The following is a 16,982-nucleotide window of genomic DNA, read 5'->3' as shown; positions in this document are numbered from 1 at the left end:
GACCCCATGGCCGACGTTCTCAGCAAGATCGAAGCCTATAAGCGCCAGGAGATCGCGGCAGCAAAAGCGGCTGTTCCTGCGGGCGAAATCGAACGCCGCGCCCGCGCGGCTTCTGCGCCTCGCGGCTTCGCCAAGGCTATCGAGCGTCACCTCGCGGAGGGGCGGCCTGCCCTGATCGCCGAGGTGAAGAAGGCGAGCCCGTCCAAGGGCCTGATCCGCCCGGATTTCGACCCGCCGAGCCTGGCGAGGGCCTATGCCGAAGGCGGCGCCACCTGCCTGTCGGTGCTCACCGACGAGCCGTCTTTCCAGGGCAAGCCCGAATATCTGGCGCAGGCCCGCGAAGCCTCAGGCCTGCCCGCCCTGCGCAAGGACTTCCTGTTCGAGCCTTACCAAGTTTACGAGGCCCGCGCCTGGGGGGCCGACTGCATTCTCGTGATCATGGCGAGCGTCTCCGACGACGAGGCCCGCGCCCTGATCGACACGGCGCACGATCTCGGCATGGACGTGCTGGTCGAGGTGCATGACCGCGCGGAGTTGGAGCGCGCCCTGCCGCTCGACACGAAGCTCATCGGCATCAACAACCGCAATTTGCGGACCTTCGAGGTATCCCTTAGCGTCAGCGAGGAGCTGGCTCCCCTGATCCCGTCCGACCGGATCGTCGTGGGCGAGAGTGGTATCTTCACGCTGGCCGACATCGAGCGCCTGTCGAAGGTCGATATCCGCACCTTCCTCGTGGGCGAGAGCCTGATGCGGCAGGCGGACGTGGCGGCGGCGACCCGGAGGCTCCTGTTCGGCGAGGCGGCATGACGAAACTCACGCATATCGATGCATCCGGCCAGGCCAGCATGGTCGACGTCTCGGACAAGGGCGTCACCAGCCGCACCGCGATCGCCGAGGGATGCGTGGTCATGCAGGCGGAAACGCTCGACCTGATCCGCCACGGCGAGGCAAAGAAGGGCGATGTCCTGGGCACGGCCCGGCTCGCCGGGATCATGGCGTCCAAGCGCACACACGAACTCATTCCGCTCTGCCATCCACTCCTCATCTCCAAGGTGAAGGTGGATTGCGCCCTCGACGACGGCCTTCCCGGCATCCGCGTGACCGCCGAGGTGAAGGTGTCGGGCCAGACCGGCGTCGAGATGGAGGCGCTCACAGCCGTCTCCGTCGCCTGCCTGACCATCTACGACATGGTGAAGGCGGCCGATAAGGGCATGCGGATCGAACACATCCGCCTGCGGCGCAAAAGCGGCGGCCGTTCGGGGGATTTCGAAGCGCCATGAGCCTGATTTCGGTCGAGGATGCTCTCTCCCGCGTGCTGGCGAATGTCGACAAGCCGGTCGGAACCGAGCGCATCCCCTTGGCCGCCTGTGCGGGGCGGACGCTGGCTGAGGATGTCGGCGCGCTACGCGACCAGCCGCCCTTCCCGGCATCGGCCATGGACGGTTATGCGGTCCGAAGCGCCGATTGCTCCGATATTCCTGCCAGTCTCCGGATCATCGGGGAGAGCGCGGCGGGCAACCGTTTCGTCGGCACCGTCGGAGCCATGGAAGCGGTACGGATCTTCACCGGCGCGCCCGTTCCCGAAGGAGCGGACGCGGTGGTGCTGCAGGAGGATACGGAACGCTCCGGCGACCGGGTGATGGTGAAGGAAGCGGCCCGCCCCAACCGGCATATCCGCGCGGCGGGGCTCGACTTCCTCTCCGGCGACGTGCTCCTGCAGGGTGGCCTGCGTCTCGATTCCCGCCACATCGCTCTCGCAGCCGCCATGGGCCACGGAGCTTTGTCCGTCCACCGCAAGCCGCGCGTCGCAGTTCTCGCCACGGGGGACGAGCTGGTGCGGGCGGGCGAACCCATCGGCCCCGATCAGATCACGGCTTCGAGCCTTCCTGCCACGATCCTGATGGTGGAGAAGGCCGGGGCCGAAGCCATTGATCTCGGCATTGCCCGCGACACGCTCGAATCCCTCGACGAGCGCATCCAGGCGGCCAAGCATGCGCAGGCCGACATTCTCGTGACGCTGGGTGGCGCTTCCGTGGGCGAGCACGATCTCGTTCAGAAGGCTTTGAGCCACCACGGCATGGATCTCGGCTTCTGGCGCGTGGCCCTTCGGCCCGGAAAGCCGCTCATGCATGGCCGTCTCGGATCGACCCTGCTGCTGGGTCTTCCCGGCAACCCGGTCTCCTCCCTGGTCTGCGCCGTCCTGTTCCTGATCCCCGCGATTCGTGCCCTTCTGGGCGATCAGAGGGCCGCCGAAGATCCGACGGAAGATGCTATCCTGGGAGCCGATCTCCCGGCCAATCGGGAGAGGCAGGACTACATGCGTGCGGCCCTCACCCTCCAGGATGTTCCCTTGAGCCTTGCTCACGCCGCGGAGCGCGTGATGCTGCCCGTGGCGATGCCGCATCTGCTGCAGGATTCATCCATGCTGAGCATCCTGGAGCGCTCCGATGCCCTGCTCGTGCGTCCCCCTCACGCTCCGGCGGCCGCAGCAGGCGAGCCCTGCCGTATCATTCGGCTCGAGCGGTTCTGCTGATAAAACTTTATGACAGGCTCCGAATACTCAGGCTTGCGGAACACAGCAAGAACGGTTACCTTGTTCTTGATTTGTTTCAGAATCGCCTCCATAGGGGGCAGTAAGGGCCAGCCATGCTGACGCGCAAACAGCACGAATTGCTCCGCTTCATTCATGAGCGGCTGCGTGAAACCGGGGTTCCGCCATCCTTCGACGAGATGAAGGATGCGCTGGATCTCAAGTCCAAGTCGGGGATCCACCGCCTCATCACGGCGCTCGAAGAGCGCGGCTTCATCCGCCGCCTCCCGAATCGCGCCCGGGCCCTTGAGGTGATCCGCCTTCCGGAGAGCACCAGCGGGGCCGGCAGCCAGCGGCGCTTTACGCCGAGCGTGGTCGAGGGTGGCCTTGCCGGCAAGGCCAAAGCCACGCCCCAACCGGCTTCCGATCCGCGGGACCGGGAAATGTCGATCCCCGTCATGGGCCGGATCGCCGCCGGTGTGCCGATCTCGGCGATCCAGACCCGCAGCCATTCCATCACCCTGTCGGGCGATTTTCTGGCCCAGGGCGATCACTTCGCCCTTGAGGTCCGAGGCGACTCGATGGTGGAGGCCGGCATTCTCGATGGTGATCTCGTGGTGATCCGCCGTCAGGATACGGCCAATACGGGCGACATTATCGTGGCCTTGATCGACGACGAGGAAGCGACCCTGAAGCGCTTCCGCCGTCGCGGCTCCTCCATTGCGCTCGAAGCCGCCAATCAGGCCTACGAGACCCGCGTGCTCGGTCCCGACCGGGTCAAGATCCAGGGCAAGCTCGTCAGCCTGGTTCGCCGGTACTAGATTATTGCGCGCAAAAGTGGGAACCGGTTTTGCGTGAAAAGATGCGCAAAGCCCAAAACTTCAAGCATCGATGTGACTTCTAGTTCTCGTCCGGTGCTTGAAGATCTTCCTCCGGAAAATCCTGCTCCGGGACGGGCTGCGCGCGGCGTGGACGTTCCGGAGCAGGCGACATATCGGCCCGGGACGTTTCCACGCCGGACCATAGCCTGACCTCCCGTCCCTTTCGGACGGAGCGCAGTTCGATGGCCTCGGGGCTAAAGCGGACCGTCGCTGCGCCGCGCTCCTTCAGAGCATCGCCGTCCAGGACGAAGGATGCCCGGCATGTGGGCGGCGCCTTGAGCCGCGTGACGATCACCGCGGCGCGCCGGCAATCCTCCTCGAAAGCCGAAAAATCCTGGACGAAGGCGATCCATCGTCCGCCCGACGCCGCGACCACGCAGCCCGCGGCATCGCATTTCGCCTCCTGCCTGAGGCTTTCGTCATCGGCGCTTCTCGCATCCCCATCGGCGCGCAGCCATTGCTCCAAGACGAAATCAGATGGACGCCCGACGAGCGACAGCCGCCCCCCCTTGCCGCGAATGGCCGCCCCCGCCCCGTCCCTGTCGATGAAGACATCGTAGCGATCCGGCGTCGCGGCGAAGGCCAGTCCGCGCCGGCGGGCACGACGGCGAACCACCGCAGGGCCGACGCGGGAATGGATACGAGGACCAGCCCAAGGCTCAGGAGAACGAGAGCCGCGCTCCCCAGGGCCGGGACGATCAGGGTCGAGCCGCTGAAGCCGCCGACCCAGGCCGAGACGTCGAGGACCTGCGACACGGCCGCTCCCATCAGTTGCCAGATCGGACGGTCGAGACCGAAAGGATAGGCGAGCACGCCGAGAACAGCGGACGGCATGACGATCAGCGAGACGAGCGGCAGAGCGAGCGCATTGCCGATAAGGCCATAGGGATTGAGGCTCTGGAAATGGTAAGCCGCGAAGGGAGCCGTTGCGAAACTCGCCACGAGCGTCGTCGTGACGAGGCCGAGCATGGCCCGACCGATCCATATGACGCCTCGCGCTACGATCCCGCCGCCCGCTCCTTCCCATTTCGGCCCGTGCATCATGGGCACGAGCGCCATCATGGCGGCAACGGCGGCGAAGGACATCTGAAAGCTCGGCCCGAGCAACGCCTCCGGTTCCCGCGCCAGAACGATGAGCGCGGCGATCGACAGGTTGCGGATGCTCAAGGCGGGACGGTCCACGAGAACAGCGCCGAACATCACGAGCGTCATGATGAGCGAACGCTCGGTAGCGACATCCGAGCCCGAGAAGATGCAGTAGATCGTGGCTCCGATCATGGCCGCAAGGGCGGCGATCTTCTTCACCGGCCAGAGCAGCGCGGCACCTGGGGCAAGGGCGAGGAGCGCCCGCACGAGCCAGAAGAAGGTGCCTGCGGCCAGCACCATGTGCAGGCCCGAGATCGACACGATGTGATATATTCCCGCGCCGCGAAGCACGTCGTTCGTCGGCTCCGGAATGAGGCCGCGCTTGCCGGTCACCAGTGCGGCGCCGACGCCTCCGGCAGCCCCGCCGATCGACACCGCGATGCGTTCGGTCAGCGCGTTACGCGCCTCGTCGACGCGGGCCGCCAGCCGAAGCGACCAGTCCGGCCTTTCGGACGTGTCGATCCGGCGCACCGGCCCGACCATGGAACCCACGGCGCCGATTCCCTTGAAAGAGGCATCGCGGGCGAAATCGTACCCGCCGGGCCATGCCGCTTGGGGCGGCGGAAGAAGCCGCGCCGTGCCGGCAATGAGCTGACCGGGAGACATACCCTCGCCGCTGCGCACGGAAACGCGTACCCGCTCGGGACGCTCGGCATCTGCCACACCCTTCATCCCGGTCACGCGCAGGAGCAGCCGCTTTCCACCCTCCCGCTCCTCGATGGTTTCGATGAAGCCCGTGACCGGCGCGATCACGAGGCGGGTCAGAGCGGGCGCCGCTACGCTCCGGGTGCGAATGACGCCCGCCGTGAAACCTGCAAAGAGCGCCGCCAGCGCTATCATCATTGAGAAGACCGCCAGATTTCGGCGAAAGCCGATCGCGGCGGCGCTGAAAAGCGTGAATGTGACAACCGGCGCCCAGAGGGCCGGCGCCCCCTCGGCCTGGAAGAACAGCACGATGCCGATGCCGAAGAAGATCGCGATCCACGGGAAAAGCCGGCGCTGCTCGACCTCCAGGGAAATGTTCCGGGATAGCCAGCTCCGGCCGTCCGGAAGGGCCCAGGTTGCAGGAAGACTCCAAGGCGACGGAAACGCGATACTCCGCGCCATGCTGCGCGGGATCCTGCGGGGCTTTCCTTGGTTGTCTTCCATTGGGCTTCGGCTTAACGCGGGTTCGGTTGCATGCTAGACGACCGCACGCTCCGGCCCAAACCGCCCTGTGGATTGAGTCGGATGACGCTGCGGATGGAAAAGCCGCGCGGCCACACGTTTTTACTCAAGGTTTCCTGCGATGACCGTCGTCACCCGCTTCGCCCCCTCTCCCACCGGCTTCCTGCACATCGGAGGGGGACGCACGGCCCTGTTCAACTGGCTCTATGCCAAGCGGCATGGGGGCAAGATGCTGCTGCGCATCGAAGACACGGACCGGGAACGCTCCACGGACGCCGCCATCGCGGCCATTCTGGATGGCCTGAAATGGCTCGGCCTCGATTGGGACGGAGACGTGGTCTACCAGTTCTCCCGTGCCGCCCGTCACAAGGAGGTGGCCGAGAGCCTTCTGGCGCAGGGGCGCGCCTATTACTGCTATGCCAGCCAGCAGGAGCTGGAGGAGATGCGCGAGACCGCCCGCAAGGAGGGCCGTCCCCTGCGCTATGACGGACGCTGGCGCGACCGCGATCCGTCCGAAGCGCCCGCAGGCGTCAAGCCGGTGATCCGCCTCAAGGCGCCGACCGAGGGCCAGACCGTGGTGGAGGACGAGGTGCAAGGCCGGGTCGTGTGGCAGAACAAGGATCTCGACGACCTCGTTCTCCTGCGCTCGGACGGCACGCCCACCTACATGCTCGCCGTGGTGGTGGACGATCACGACATGAACGTGACCCACGTCATTCGCGGCGACGATCACCTGACCAACGCGGCACGCCAGACCCAGATCTATCAGGCGCTCGGCTGGGACGTGCCGAAGATGGCCCATATCCCGCTCATCCATGGTCCCGACGGAGCCAAGCTCTCGAAGCGGCATGGCGCACTCGGCGTCGAGGCCTATCGCAGCATGGGCTATCTGCCGGAGGCCCTGCGCAACTATCTCGTCCGTCTCGGCTGGAGCCATGGCGACCAGGAGATTTTCTCCACTCAGGAGATGATCGACGCCTTCGATCTCGGCAGCATCGGCCGGTCGCCGGCCCGCTTCGACTTCGCCAAACTGGAGAACCTCAACGGCCATTACATGCGCCAAGCCGACGACGAGCGGCTGGTGCAGGCCCTCGAGGACCTGCTGCCGGAGCTCGACAAGGACGAACACCATCTCGGACGCACCCTCAAGCCAGCCCTGCGCGAAAAGCTGCTCGCCGCCATGCCGGGCCTGAAGGAACGCGCCAAGACCCTCGTGGAACTGCTCGACAGCGCCTATTACCTCTATGCGCAGCGGCCGCTGCACATGGACGAGAAGGCGACGAGCCTGATCGCGGACGGCCGGACGCGCCTCGCCGGCCTTCCCGAGCGGCTCGAAGCCGTTTCCGACTGGTCGGCCACGAGCGTGGAAGCGATCGTGCGCGAGCACGCCGAGGCCATCGGGGCCAAGCTCGGCCAAGTCGCGCAGCCTCTCCGGGCCGCCCTGACGGGACGGGCCACCTCGCCGGGAATCTTCGACGTGATGGTGGTTCTCGGCAAGGACGAAACCCTGTCGCGCCTGCGCGACCAAACCAAGGATGCGCCTGCTGCATAGCAGGCGTTTCTCGCCTTTAGACGTGCTTGCTCCGTTCCCACGGATAAGCTACCCAGGGCGCCATCATCCTCCCGACCGACCGGCAAACCTCGGTTCCGCAACCCCGGAGGCCTTCTCCGATCCACCGGTTGCACTAGGTTCTGCCCGGCCTCCGTTTTGAAAGGGCCATGACGCATGAGTTCCAACACCAGCACCGTCACCGTCGACAACAAGTCCGTGGAACTGCCGGTCAAAGAAGGCACCATCGGCCCGAGCGTCATCGACATCTCGAAGCTCTACGGTCAGACCGGGATGTTCACCTACGATCCCGGCTTCACCTCGACTGCCGCGACCGAGTCGAAGATCACCTATATCGACGGCGACAAGGGCGTCCTGCTCTATCGCGGCTATCCCATCGACCAGCTGGCCGAGCACGGCGACTTCCTCGAGACCTGCTACCTGTTGCTCTACGGAGAGCTGCCGACCGCCGCCCAGAAGGCCGATTTCGACTATCGCGTCACGCGCCACACCATGGTGCACGACCAGATGAACCGGTTCTTCACCGGCTTCCGCCGCGACGCGCACCCGATGGCGATCATGGTCGCTTCCGTGGGCGCCCTCTCGGCCTTCTATCACGATTCCACCGACATCTCGGATCCGCACCAGCGCATGATCGCGTCGATGCGCATGATCGCCAAGATGCCTACGCTGGCCGCCATGGCCTACAAGTATTCGATCGGCCAGCCCTTCGTGTATCCGCAGAACGAGCTGGACTATACGTCCAACTTCCTGCGCATGTGCTTCGCGGTCCCGGCCGAGGAATACAAGGTCAACCCGGTGCTCTCGCGGGCGCTGGACCGGATCTTCATCCTGCACGCCGACCACGAGCAGAACGCCTCGACCTCGACCGTGCGTCTCGCCGGCTCCTCGGGCGCCAACCCCTTTGCCTGCATCGCTGCCGGCATCGCCTGCCTGTGGGGACCGGCTCACGGCGGCGCCAACGAAGCGGCCCTCAAGATGCTGGAAGAGATCGGCACGCCCGACCGCATTCCGGAATACATCGCCAAGGCGAAGGACAAGAACGATCCGTTCCGCCTCATGGGCTTCGGTCACCGGGTCTATAAGAACTACGACCCGCGCGCGCGCATCATGCAGAAGACCACCCACGAGGTTCTCAACGAACTCGGCATCAAGGACGACCCGCTCCTCGACGTGGCCGTGGAACTCGAGCAGATCGCCCTGAAGGACGAATACTTCATCGAGAAGAAGCTCTACCCGAACATCGACTTCTATTCGGGCATCACCCTCAAGGCGATGGGCTTCCCCACGTCCATGTTCACGGTGCTGTTCGCGCTGGCCCGCACGGTCGGCTGGATCGCCCAGTGGAGCGAGATGATCGAGGACCCGTCCCAGCGCATCGGCCGCCCGCGCCAGCTCTACACGGGCGAACGGGAACGCGACTACGTGACGGTCGCGCAGCGCGGCTAAGACGGGCGGACATGCTGATAATGGAAAAGGGGCCGAAAGGCCCCTTTTTTCTTATGCACCGGTTCTAAATCGAAGGCTCAGGCCCGCAGCCTCGAACCCAGCACCTCTTCCACAATCCGTGCCGCTCGCTCGCTCGGCGCCTCGTCGCCGATCTTCATCAGCACGTCGAGCTTGCCGAAGGCCTGCAGCTGCCGTTGCCGCTCCGGGGTATCGCGGAGAAGCGGCAGAAGTGCATCGGCCAGCTTCTCGGGCGTGCAATCCCACTGAATCAGCTCCGGGATGACGTTCTCGCCGAGGACCAGGTTTGTCAGCACGATGGACGGGGCCTTGATGAGGTATTTCAGCACTTCCTCGATCTTCGAGACTCGGTAGGCGACGACCATCGGCACGCCGGAGAGCCCAAGCTCCAGCGTCACGGTACCGGAGGCGGCGAGCGCTGCGTCCGCCTGACGGAAAGCGGCCCATTTGGCCGCTTCGCCCTCCACGATCCTTGGCTTCACGCTCCAGGTTTCCGCCCGTGTCCTGATCTCCTGCGTAAGGTGCGGGACTGCCGGAATCGTGACCTCGAAAGGACGCGGGGCGCGGTTCGCCAGCAGCGCCAGAGCCTCGCCGAAGGGCTCCATGAGACGGCTGACCTCGGAGCGGCGGCTGCCCGGCAGAACGAGCAGCTTGATCGGGCCTTCATCCGTCCGTTCGCCCGGCGCGGGCCTGATCTCGCCAAGCCGCTCGATCAACGGGTGCCCGACATAGGTCGTCGGCGGGCCGCCGAGGCGCCGATGCGCCTCCGGCTCGAAGGGCAGCAGGGCCAGCAGGTGATCCACATAGATCCGCATCTTCGGTGCGCGGCCGGGCCTCCAGGCCCAGACGGAGGGGCTGACGTAATCGACGATCGGGATCTCCGGCGCCCGCCGCCGGACGGCTTTGGCGACTCGGTGCGTGAAATCCGGACTGTCGATAATGACGAGCATGTCGGGTTTCGCTGCGACCACCGCGTCGGCCGTGAACTGGATGCGCTTCAGGATCGAGGGAAGCCGGGCAATCACCGCGGAGAAACCCATCACGGCGATCTCCTCGAGCGGGAACAGGCTTTTCAGGCCTTCCCGTTCCATCGCATGTCCGCCAACCCCGCCGAACCGCAGGCGCCCGTTGCCGAGCCTCGCCTTCAGGGAGCGCATCAGCTTGGCGCCGAGCTGATCGCCCGATTCCTCGCCAGAGACGATCCAGATCGTGAGCGGCTTTTCCTCAGCCAAGGGCATCCTCCATCCAGGGAAGGTCGACGGCCACGAGGAACAGGCCGAGACGATCCGCCGTGCGCAAGGTCTTTTCCTGCTCCAGCACGAAGGTGGAGCCTGCCCCCACGGCGATGCCGGAGAGGCCCGCCCTGGCGGCCTCGGTGACGGTGCGAGGACCGATGGTCGGCATGTCGACCCTCAGGTCCTGACCGCGCTTGGCGGCCTTAATCAGCACCCCACCCTCCTCGCGCCGGCGAAGGCCGAACCAGGACTGGCGCATCTTCATGACCCGCCGGATCATCCGGTCGGTACCTTCCGGCCCCTCGATCGCCAGGACATGTCTGCGGGCGATGACGGCGCCCTGACCGATATCGAAGGCCGACAGGGATTTGAGGAGATCGAGACCGACGGTGACAGCTTCGCGATCGTCCGCATTGGGCGAGTGTGTACCGCTCAACGACCGGGAAGCGACGAGATCGGGCGCGAGCTCATGGGCGCCCACGACCCGGTGGCCGCGCTCTTCCAGCAGCATCACGGCCCCACGCAGGACCTGATCGTCGCCGCGGGTGATGACCTCCTTCACCTCGTGCATATTGCGCAGAAGCGAATAGGCGCTCAGGAGCGCGGAGAAGCCGGGACGACGGACAGCCCCGACGAGAGAGACGGCCTGCGGCCTCCACCCCTCCAGGGTGCTCATGATGGTCTTGAGGTCGAGAAGATCGACGGTGGCATGGGCGCGGCGGCGCAGCTCCGCTTCCGCGAAGCCGCGGAAGGCCAGAACCCGCACTTCCTGTCCCGTCCGCTCGAGGTGGTCCACGAGTTGGATGGGAAGCTGCCCGGCCCCGGCGAGAATCGCAATCGGGCCTGACGGCATCAGCTTGCCGAGCTGACCGGATCCCGCGGCGTGCAGATCGCGCGGTCGCCGCCCTCACGGATGAAGTCGAGGATCTCGTGCACGAAGGGATGCTCGTCGAACTCGCCGGCCACGTCCTCGACCCGCTCGGACAAGGTGCCCTCATCGGCGAACAGAAGGCGATACGCCCGACGAATGTCGTGGATCTGCTCGCGGGTGAAGCCGCGGCGGCGCAGGCCTATGATGTTGAGACCGGCCAGATGCGCCCGGTTGCCCATGGCCATGCCGTAGGGGATAAGGTCGTTCTCCAGGCCCGACATGCCGCCCACGAACGCGTGGGAGCCGACACGGGCGAACTGGATCACGGCTGAGCCGCCGCCGAAGATCACGAAATCACCCACGGTGACATGGCCCGCCAGCATCACGTTGTTGGACAGGATGCAGTCGTTGCCGACCTTCGTGTCGTGGCCCACATGCGAGTTGGCCAGAAAGGTGCAGCGGTCGCCGATCACCGTGCGCAGCCCGCCGCCTTCCGTGCCGGGGTTCATGGTCACGCCTTCGCGGATCATGCAATCGGCGCCGATCTCGAGCGTCGAGGCCTCGCCCTTGTACTTCAGGTCCTGCGGGATATGGCCGATGGACGCGAACGGGAAGATCCGCGTCCGTGGGCCGATCGTCGTCCGCCCGGCCAGAGCCACGTGGCTCATGAGCTGGCTGCCTTCGCCCAGTTCGACCTCAGGGCCTACCGTGCAGAAGGGGCCGATCCTGACGCCCTGGCCGATCTTCGCGCCGTCTTCGACGACGGCGGTCGGATGAATCACGGTTTCCATTATTCGAGCACCAGCATGGCACTGACTTCGGCTTCGCAGACGAGGGTGCCGTCCACCTTGGCCTCGCCCTTGTACCACCACATGTTGCGGCGGTTGTTCAGCTTGCGCATGTGGAACTCGACCCGGTCTCCGGGCTCGACCGGCCTGCGGAATTTCACCTTGTCGATGGTCATGAAGAACACCTGCTTCGGCTTGGCCTGCTCGGCCATCTTGGCCTTGACGCAGATGGCGCCTGCCGTCTGGGCCATGGCCTCGATCAGGAAAACGCCGGGAAAAATGGGCCGAGACGGGAAATGGCCCGTGAATTGTGGCTCATTGAAGGTGACATTCTTGATGCCGATGCACGAATTGTCGCCGTCGATCTCGATGATCTTGTCGACCAGGAGAAAGGGATACCGGTGCGGCAGAAGCTCCAGAATCTCCATGATATCGGCGGTTTGAAGCGTGGTGGGCGCTTCGGACATGACGTGAACTCCAGGCGGTAGTGGATGCCTTCAACGAACGCTATGAAGACGCATCGTCGTCTTTGGCGGAATCGCCCCGGGATGCAAGCTTTTTCAGGGCCGTGATCTCGCGGAACCAGTCCCGCATGGGTCGGGCAGGAGTACCGCCCCACCGGGCACCGGGCGGGACATCGCCGTTGACGCCACTGGTTGCGGCGATCTGGGCTCCCATGCCGATCCGCACATGGCCCTTGACGGCAACCTTTCCGCCGAGAGCTACGTAATCCTCGATCGTCGTGGAACCGGCAATACCCACTTGGGCGACAATGACGCAATGGCGGCCGATCACCACGTTGTGGGCGATCTGTACGAGGTTGTCGATCTTCGTGCCTTCCCCGATGACCGTGTCGCGGCTGGCGCCCCGGTCCACGGTCGAGTTGGCGCCGATCTCCACATCGTCCTGGATGATGACCCGACCGACCTGGGGCACTTTCAGGTGCCCCTGCGGCCCCATGGCGAAGCCGAACCCATCCTGCCCGATGCGCACGCCCGGATGAAGGATGACCCGGTTGCCGAGGAAGGCATGGGACACCGTCACGTGGGCGGCAATAGAGCAGTCGCGGCCGATTTTGACGTGGGCACCGATGACCGAATGGGCACCGATCAGGGTGCCGGCCCCGATCTCCGCATGGGGGCCGACGACCGCACCGGGATCGACCCGTACCCCGTGCTCCAGCCGTGCGGACGGGTGGACGAAGGATCCCGGCGAGATTCCCGTCGACGCGAAGGAGGATTCCGGCCGCATGGAAGACGGGAATAGGATCGCGAGCACCTGGGCGAACACCCGGTAGGCCTGCGGGGTGACGATCGCTACGGTCTGGGGCGGAACCTTCGCGGCGTAGCGCGGCGTCACGAGACAGGCCCGTGCCTGCGTCGCCGCCAAGGCGCCCACATAGGCCGGGTTGTCCATATAGGCGAGATCGCCAGGGCCGGCGCTCTCCAGCGGAGCGACGCCCTTAAGCAAAAACTCCCCGTCGATACCGTCGGGGAGCGTTGCCTTTGCCATCTCCGCCACCTGACGCAAGGTCAACGTCTGGGTTTGCGGAAAGAAATTGGATTCTGTCATGTAAAATAAGTGAGGGCGCCCATCGGCGCCCTCTCCGATTAGAAGCGAGTGCCGCCCGTGAACCGGAAGGCCTGGGTGCGGTCCTCGCCGACCCGGGTTCCGTCCGGAAGGAGCCTGCCCTCTTCCTTGGAGAGCGCATAGGCGTAATCGAAGCGGATCGGACCCAGCGGCGAGCTCCACAGGATCGAAGCACCGATGGAGGAGCGGATCACCTTGCTGTCGAGAACGTTGATGCAGTTCTGCGGCACGTTGGGATTCTGCACGCAGGTATCGGCGGGATCGAAGATGCTGCCGGTGCTCGTGCCGAACCTGGTCGGGCCTTCGTAGCCGAACAGCGTACCGGCATCGGCGAAGACCGCGCCCTTCAGGCCCAGCTCGCGCGGCAGACCCCAGATCGGGAACTGCATTTCGAGCGAGCCGCCGAAATACGTGGTGCCGCCGACGGCGTTCGCACGGCTGTCGAGGCTCGAGATGTCACGCGGACCGATGCCGTTCGGGGCGAAGCCGCGAACCAGCGACGGGCCCATGAAGAAGTGGTCGACGATGCGCAGGTCGCCGTTGTCGCCGCCATCGCTGCCGCTGTCGAAGCCCATGATGTGACCGCCCTGGACACGGGCGATACCGACCACGTCCTCGAACAGCTCGCGGTAGTAGCGCGCGTCACCCGTCACGCGGAAGTAACGCGAGTCGCCGCCGAGGCCGGCGAAGTCCGTCTTCACTTCGGCGTAGAAGCCGTTGCGCGGCTCCCGGATATTGTCGAGGGTGTTGTAGTTGAAGGTCAGGCCGGCAAGCGACGTGATGGTGTCGCCCTGCGATTGCTTGATGGCCAGGGAGGCTTCACCGTTGCCTTCGCAGAAGGCGCGGTTCGGCACGCCGTCTGCGTTCAGCAGCGTGTAGCCCGGGATCGGAGCCGAGCAGTCGTTATAGGGCTGCTTCAGATCGTTCGGGATGTCCACGGACTGCTGATAGAGCGAGTAGCGGGCCGTGATCGAGAACTCTTCCGTGATCGGAAGGCCGAGGCGCAGCGTACCGCCGGTCATGCGGTTCTCGTAACGGGCATACCGGGTCTGGTCGCTGAACTTCGAGAACAGGTCGATACCGGCCGACATCCGGTAGCCGAGGAAATACGGCTCCGTGAAGGAGAAGTCGACGCCGTGGGCGCGCTGGCCGAGCTGACCGGCCAGACGAACGAACTGGCCACGGCCGAGGAAGTTGGTCTCGGTGACCGAGACTTCGCCGATGAAGCCATCCGCTGTCGAGTAACCGCCCGAGATGGCGAACGAACCGGTGGACTGATCCTCCACATCCACGTTCACGACCACGCGGTCGGCCGAGGAGCCCGGCTCGTTCGAAATGCGGACGCGCTTGAAGTATCCGAGGTTGTTCAGGCGGCGCTCGGCGCGATCGACCAGAACCTGGTTGTAGGCATCGCCCTCGCCCAGCTCGAACTCGCGACGGACCACGTAGTCGCGCGTACGGCTGTTGCCGCGCACGTTGATGCGCTCGATGTAGATCCGCGGACCTTCCTCGATCACGTAGGAAACGTTGACCGTACGGGTCGAAGGATCGCGCGTGCCGACCGGACGCACCTGGGCGAAGGGATTGCCCTGACGAGCCACGTTCGTGGTCAGAGCCTGAACGGACTTCTCGACGGATTCAGCGTTGTAGGTCGAACCCTCGGAACTCACGATGCCCCTGCGCACGGCCTCGGCATCGACGCCGGTAAGGCGCGGATCGACGCTCACATTGCCGAAGCGGTACTGCTCACCTTCGTTGACCGTGATCGTGATCACATAGCCGCCGGCATTGGGATCGAACTGAACGTCGCTGGAGACGAGCTGGTAATCCGCGTAGCCGTTCTTCAGGTAGTAACGGCGAATGAGATCCAGGTCGTTCGAGAGGCGATCCGGATCGTAGACGTCGGTGCTCTTGAGGAAGCTCAGGAGATTCGTCTCGGTGGTCTGCATGATGCCGCGCAGGCGGCTGGACGAGACCTGGGCGTTTCCGACGAAGCGGATATCCTTCACGCCGGTCTTGTCACCCTCGTTGATGGTGTAGACCACATCGACCGTGCCGTTCGGCAGGTCGACCAGACGAGGCGTCACCTGAGCGAGGCCACGGCCCGAGCGGCGATAGACTTCGAGGATTCGCTGGACGTCGGCATCGACGGCCGCCTGGCTGTAGGGCGCACGGGCCCGAGCCTGAAGCTGGTCCTCGATCAGGGCCTTCTCGACCCGCTTGTTACCTTCGACGACAACCCGGTTGACGATGGGGCCCTGCGCGGCCGAAGCGCGGCGGTTGCCCGGAGCCATCTGCTGCGCGAACGCGCTCTGCCCGGCAGTAATCCCGGCCATGAGCGCGCTGATCGCGACAATGGCGGTAGTGGCCGGCTTTTTCCGGCGAGGCGTGGTCGTCGACATCATCAACTGGCCCGTTCTTTATATTCTGTCCCTAGCGAGGAGGCCCCGCAGGTTGGAGACGAGAGCCGCCAACCTTATCTGTGTGGACCGCTTGTACAAACTTTCGCCGTCATTGCAAACGGCACATCCACAACAGAGTACCAATTTTTAAGGAGCGTGGCGTCCTTGTCACGATCCCCGGGCCAGAAAACTGGTGCCAAGGTGAACAAGATCATTCCAGGTGGCGAACAGCATGAGCATCGCCACAAGGGCAAACCCTATTCTGAAGCCGATTTCCTGGGCTTTCTCGCTCAAAGGACGCCCGCGAACCGCCTCAATGGCATAGAACAGAAGATGGCCGCCATCCAGCAGCGGAATGGGAAATAGGTTAATAAGTCCGATCGAAACCGACATGAATCCGATCAGGCTGACCAGGCTGTACACTCCTCCCACGTCGAACGCGGTCCCCGAGGCCCTTGCGATTCCGATGGGACCGGAGAGCTGATCGGTCGATTCCCAGCCCATGGCCAGGCGACGGATGAAGTTGAGCGTCCTCTCGACGAGGCTCCAGGTTTCACCCACGGCGGCCTTGACGGCTCCCCACGGGGAATAGGTCAGGCGCTTGATCGCCGCGGGATCGCGCGAGGCTTCGACCCCGAGAAGCCCGATGCGCTGCTTGCCGAAGGGGCTGGTCCGCTCGACGAGATTCGGCGTTGCCGTAAGGGCAACCATCTGACCGTTGCGCTCGACCGTGAAGTCGAGAGGCTCTCCGGCGCTGGAGCTCACGATCAGCTGCATGTCGGCGAAGGTCTGGATCTGCCGGCCGTCGACGGTCAGAATCAGGTCCTTGGGCTGGAAGCCCGCCTTCTCCGCCGCGCTGCCGGGCTGGACCGCCTCGATTCTCGGCTCCAGAACCTGCCGTCCGCTGAAGTAATTGAAGCCCGCGAAGATGGCGATGGCCAGGATGAAATTGGCGATGGGACCCGCCGCGACGATAGCGGCCCGCTTGGCGACATTCTGGTGGGGAAAACTGATCGACCGCTCCGCCAGGGGCATGCGGTCGAGCTCATCCTGGTCCGGGACGCTCGCGGCATTGAGGTCGCCGACGAACTTGACGTAGCCGCCCAGGGGAATCGCGCAGATCTTCCAGCGGGTCCCCTTCTTGTCGGTCCAGCCGATCAGCTCGCGCCCGAATCCGATGGAAAAAGCCGTCACGCCGACGCCGCACAGGCGACCGACCCAGAAATGGCCGAACTCGTGGATGAACACCACGACCGTGAGAACCACCAGGAAGGAGATCAGGGTCAGGAACAGCGAGCCTGTCGCACCGCTGATCGTCGCAAGAAAATCCATCGT

General features: G+C 64.9%; 15 protein-coding genes. 6 read left to right on the top strand and 9 right to left on the bottom strand.

The features are described from left to right. Nucleotides 1-6 precede the first annotated feature (6 nt). The 4 genes from trpC (at nt 7) to lexA (ending at nt 3,351) form a co-directional block, all read left to right on the top strand. Nucleotides 7-807: an indole-3-glycerol phosphate synthase TrpC gene (gene trpC, locus H0S73_RS14395; RefSeq protein ID WP_181052800.1), complete on the top strand. Its 801-nt coding sequence runs from the start codon at nt 7-9 to the stop codon at nt 805-807. Beyond that, entirely contained in the window at nt 804-1,280 is a 477-nt protein-coding gene (gene moaC, locus H0S73_RS14390) for a cyclic pyranopterin monophosphate synthase MoaC (RefSeq protein WP_181052799.1), read from the top strand. Before trpC ends, moaC begins: the two co-directional genes overlap by 4 nt. Then, nucleotides 1,277-2,533 carry a molybdopterin molybdotransferase MoeA gene (locus H0S73_RS14385; protein ID WP_181052798.1) on the top strand — a complete coding sequence of 419 codons (1,257 nt, stop codon included), beginning with the start codon at nt 1,277-1,279 and terminating at the stop codon, nt 2,531-2,533. The genes moaC and H0S73_RS14385 overlap by 4 nt, the downstream gene beginning before the upstream one ends. A 113-nt stretch (nt 2,534-2,646) precedes the next feature. Further along, on the top strand, nt 2,647-3,351 hold the full coding sequence (gene lexA, locus H0S73_RS14380; protein ID WP_181052797.1) for a transcriptional repressor LexA: 705 nt from the start codon (nt 2,647-2,649) through the stop codon (nt 3,349-3,351). A gap of 79 nt (nt 3,352-3,430) precedes the next feature. On the opposite strand, the gene H0S73_RS14375 is transcribed toward lexA, so the two are convergent. Beyond that, nucleotides 3,431-3,706 carry a hypothetical protein gene (locus H0S73_RS14375; protein ID WP_181052796.1) on the bottom strand — a complete coding sequence of 92 codons (276 nt, stop codon included), beginning with the start codon at nt 3,704-3,706 and terminating at the stop codon, nt 3,431-3,433. Continuing rightward, nucleotides 3,703-5,664, bottom strand: coding sequence for a ComEC/Rec2 family competence protein (locus H0S73_RS14370; protein WP_181052795.1), 1,962 nt, complete (start codon nt 5,662-5,664; stop codon nt 3,703-3,705). The genes H0S73_RS14375 and H0S73_RS14370 overlap by 4 nt, the downstream gene beginning before the upstream one ends. A 181-nt stretch (nt 5,665-5,845) precedes the next feature. Between H0S73_RS14370 and gltX the strand changes: the two genes are divergently transcribed. Together gltX and gltA are read left to right on the top strand one after the other, a co-directional pair. Continuing rightward, nucleotides 5,846-7,276 (top strand): glutamate--tRNA ligase, encoded by a 1,431-nt coding sequence (gene gltX, locus H0S73_RS14365; protein ID WP_181052794.1) that lies wholly within the window; start codon nt 5,846-5,848, stop codon nt 7,274-7,276. Between the two features lie 174 nt (nt 7,277-7,450). Further along, on the top strand, nt 7,451-8,743 hold the full coding sequence (gene gltA / locus H0S73_RS14360) for a citrate synthase (RefSeq protein ID WP_181052793.1): 1,293 nt from the start codon (nt 7,451-7,453) through the stop codon (nt 8,741-8,743). A 77-nt stretch (nt 8,744-8,820) separates the two neighbouring features. On the opposite strand, the gene lpxB is transcribed toward gltA, so the two are convergent. From lpxB to rseP, 7 genes are all read right to left on the bottom strand, one after another. Then, nucleotides 8,821-9,999: a lipid-A-disaccharide synthase gene (gene lpxB / locus H0S73_RS14355; protein ID WP_181052792.1), complete on the bottom strand. Its 1,179-nt coding sequence runs from the start codon at nt 9,997-9,999 to the stop codon at nt 8,821-8,823. Beyond that, on the bottom strand, nt 9,986-10,849 hold the full coding sequence (locus H0S73_RS14350; RefSeq protein ID WP_181052791.1) for an LpxI family protein: 864 nt from the start codon (nt 10,847-10,849) through the stop codon (nt 9,986-9,988). The genes lpxB and H0S73_RS14350 overlap by 14 nt, the downstream gene beginning before the upstream one ends. Continuing rightward, a complete protein-coding gene (lpxA, locus tag H0S73_RS14345) occupies nt 10,849-11,661 on the bottom strand; it encodes an acyl-ACP--UDP-N-acetylglucosamine O-acyltransferase (RefSeq protein WP_425488225.1) in 813 nt (270 codons plus the stop codon). The genes H0S73_RS14350 and lpxA overlap by 1 nt, the downstream gene beginning before the upstream one ends. After that, a complete protein-coding gene (fabZ, locus tag H0S73_RS14340; protein WP_181052789.1) occupies nt 11,658-12,122 on the bottom strand; it encodes a 3-hydroxyacyl-ACP dehydratase FabZ in 465 nt (154 codons plus the stop codon). Before fabZ ends, lpxA begins: the two co-directional genes overlap by 4 nt. A gap of 40 nt (nt 12,123-12,162) precedes the next feature. After that, nucleotides 12,163-13,227, bottom strand: coding sequence for a UDP-3-O-(3-hydroxymyristoyl)glucosamine N-acyltransferase (gene lpxD / locus H0S73_RS14335; protein WP_181052788.1), 1,065 nt, complete (start codon nt 13,225-13,227; stop codon nt 12,163-12,165). 38 nt (nt 13,228-13,265) lie between these two features. Continuing rightward, nucleotides 13,266-15,650, bottom strand: a complete 2,385-nt coding sequence (bamA, locus tag H0S73_RS14330; RefSeq protein ID WP_181052787.1) for an outer membrane protein assembly factor BamA — start codon at nt 15,648-15,650, stop codon at nt 13,266-13,268. A gap of 165 nt (nt 15,651-15,815) precedes the next feature. Next, the gene (gene rseP, locus H0S73_RS14325) at nt 15,816-16,979 is read right to left on the bottom strand and encodes an RIP metalloprotease RseP (RefSeq protein WP_181052786.1); all 1,164 of its coding nucleotides are present in this window, start codon (nt 16,977-16,979) and stop codon (nt 15,816-15,818) included. Between the last annotated feature and the right edge of the window lie 3 nt (nt 16,980-16,982).

Origin of the sequence: Microvirga mediterraneensis (assembly GCF_013520865.1) — a bacterium.
Classification (GTDB): domain Bacteria; phylum Pseudomonadota; class Alphaproteobacteria; order Rhizobiales; family Beijerinckiaceae; genus Microvirga; species Microvirga mediterraneensis.
The sequence above is the reverse complement of the archived record's forward strand: the minus strand, read 5'-3'. Positions and strand labels throughout refer to the sequence as shown.

Coding starts and splice junctions, on each gene's coding strand:
- gltX (WP_181052794.1), top strand. CDS start 5,846: ATGACCGTCGTCACCCGCTTCGCCCCCTCTCCCACCGGCTTCCTGCAC.
- lexA (WP_181052797.1), top strand. CDS start 2,647: ATGCTGACGCGCAAACAGCACGAATTGCTCCGCTTCATTCATGAGCGG.
- lpxB (WP_181052792.1), bottom strand. CDS start 9,999: ATGCCCTTGGCTGAGGAAAAGCCGCTCACGATCTGGATCGTCTCTGGC.
- H0S73_RS14350 (WP_181052791.1), bottom strand. CDS start 10,849: ATGCCGTCAGGCCCGATTGCGATTCTCGCCGGGGCCGGGCAGCTTCCC.
- lpxD (WP_181052788.1), bottom strand. CDS start 13,227: ATGACAGAATCCAATTTCTTTCCGCAAACCCAGACGTTGACCTTGCGT.
- H0S73_RS14385 (WP_181052798.1), top strand. CDS start 1,277: ATGAGCCTGATTTCGGTCGAGGATGCTCTCTCCCGCGTGCTGGCGAAT.
- gltA (WP_181052793.1), top strand. CDS start 7,451: ATGAGTTCCAACACCAGCACCGTCACCGTCGACAACAAGTCCGTGGAA.
- H0S73_RS14370 (WP_181052795.1), bottom strand. CDS start 5,664: ATGGCGCGGAGTATCGCGTTTCCGTCGCCTTGGAGTCTTCCTGCAACC.
- rseP (WP_181052786.1), bottom strand. CDS start 16,979: ATGGATTTTCTTGCGACGATCAGCGGTGCGACAGGCTCGCTGTTCCTG.
- moaC (WP_181052799.1), top strand. CDS start 804: ATGACGAAACTCACGCATATCGATGCATCCGGCCAGGCCAGCATGGTC.
- fabZ (WP_181052789.1), bottom strand. CDS start 12,122: ATGTCCGAAGCGCCCACCACGCTTCAAACCGCCGATATCATGGAGATT.
- bamA (WP_181052787.1), bottom strand. CDS start 15,650: ATGATGTCGACGACCACGCCTCGCCGGAAAAAGCCGGCCACTACCGCC.
- trpC (WP_181052800.1), top strand. CDS start 7: ATGGCCGACGTTCTCAGCAAGATCGAAGCCTATAAGCGCCAGGAGATC.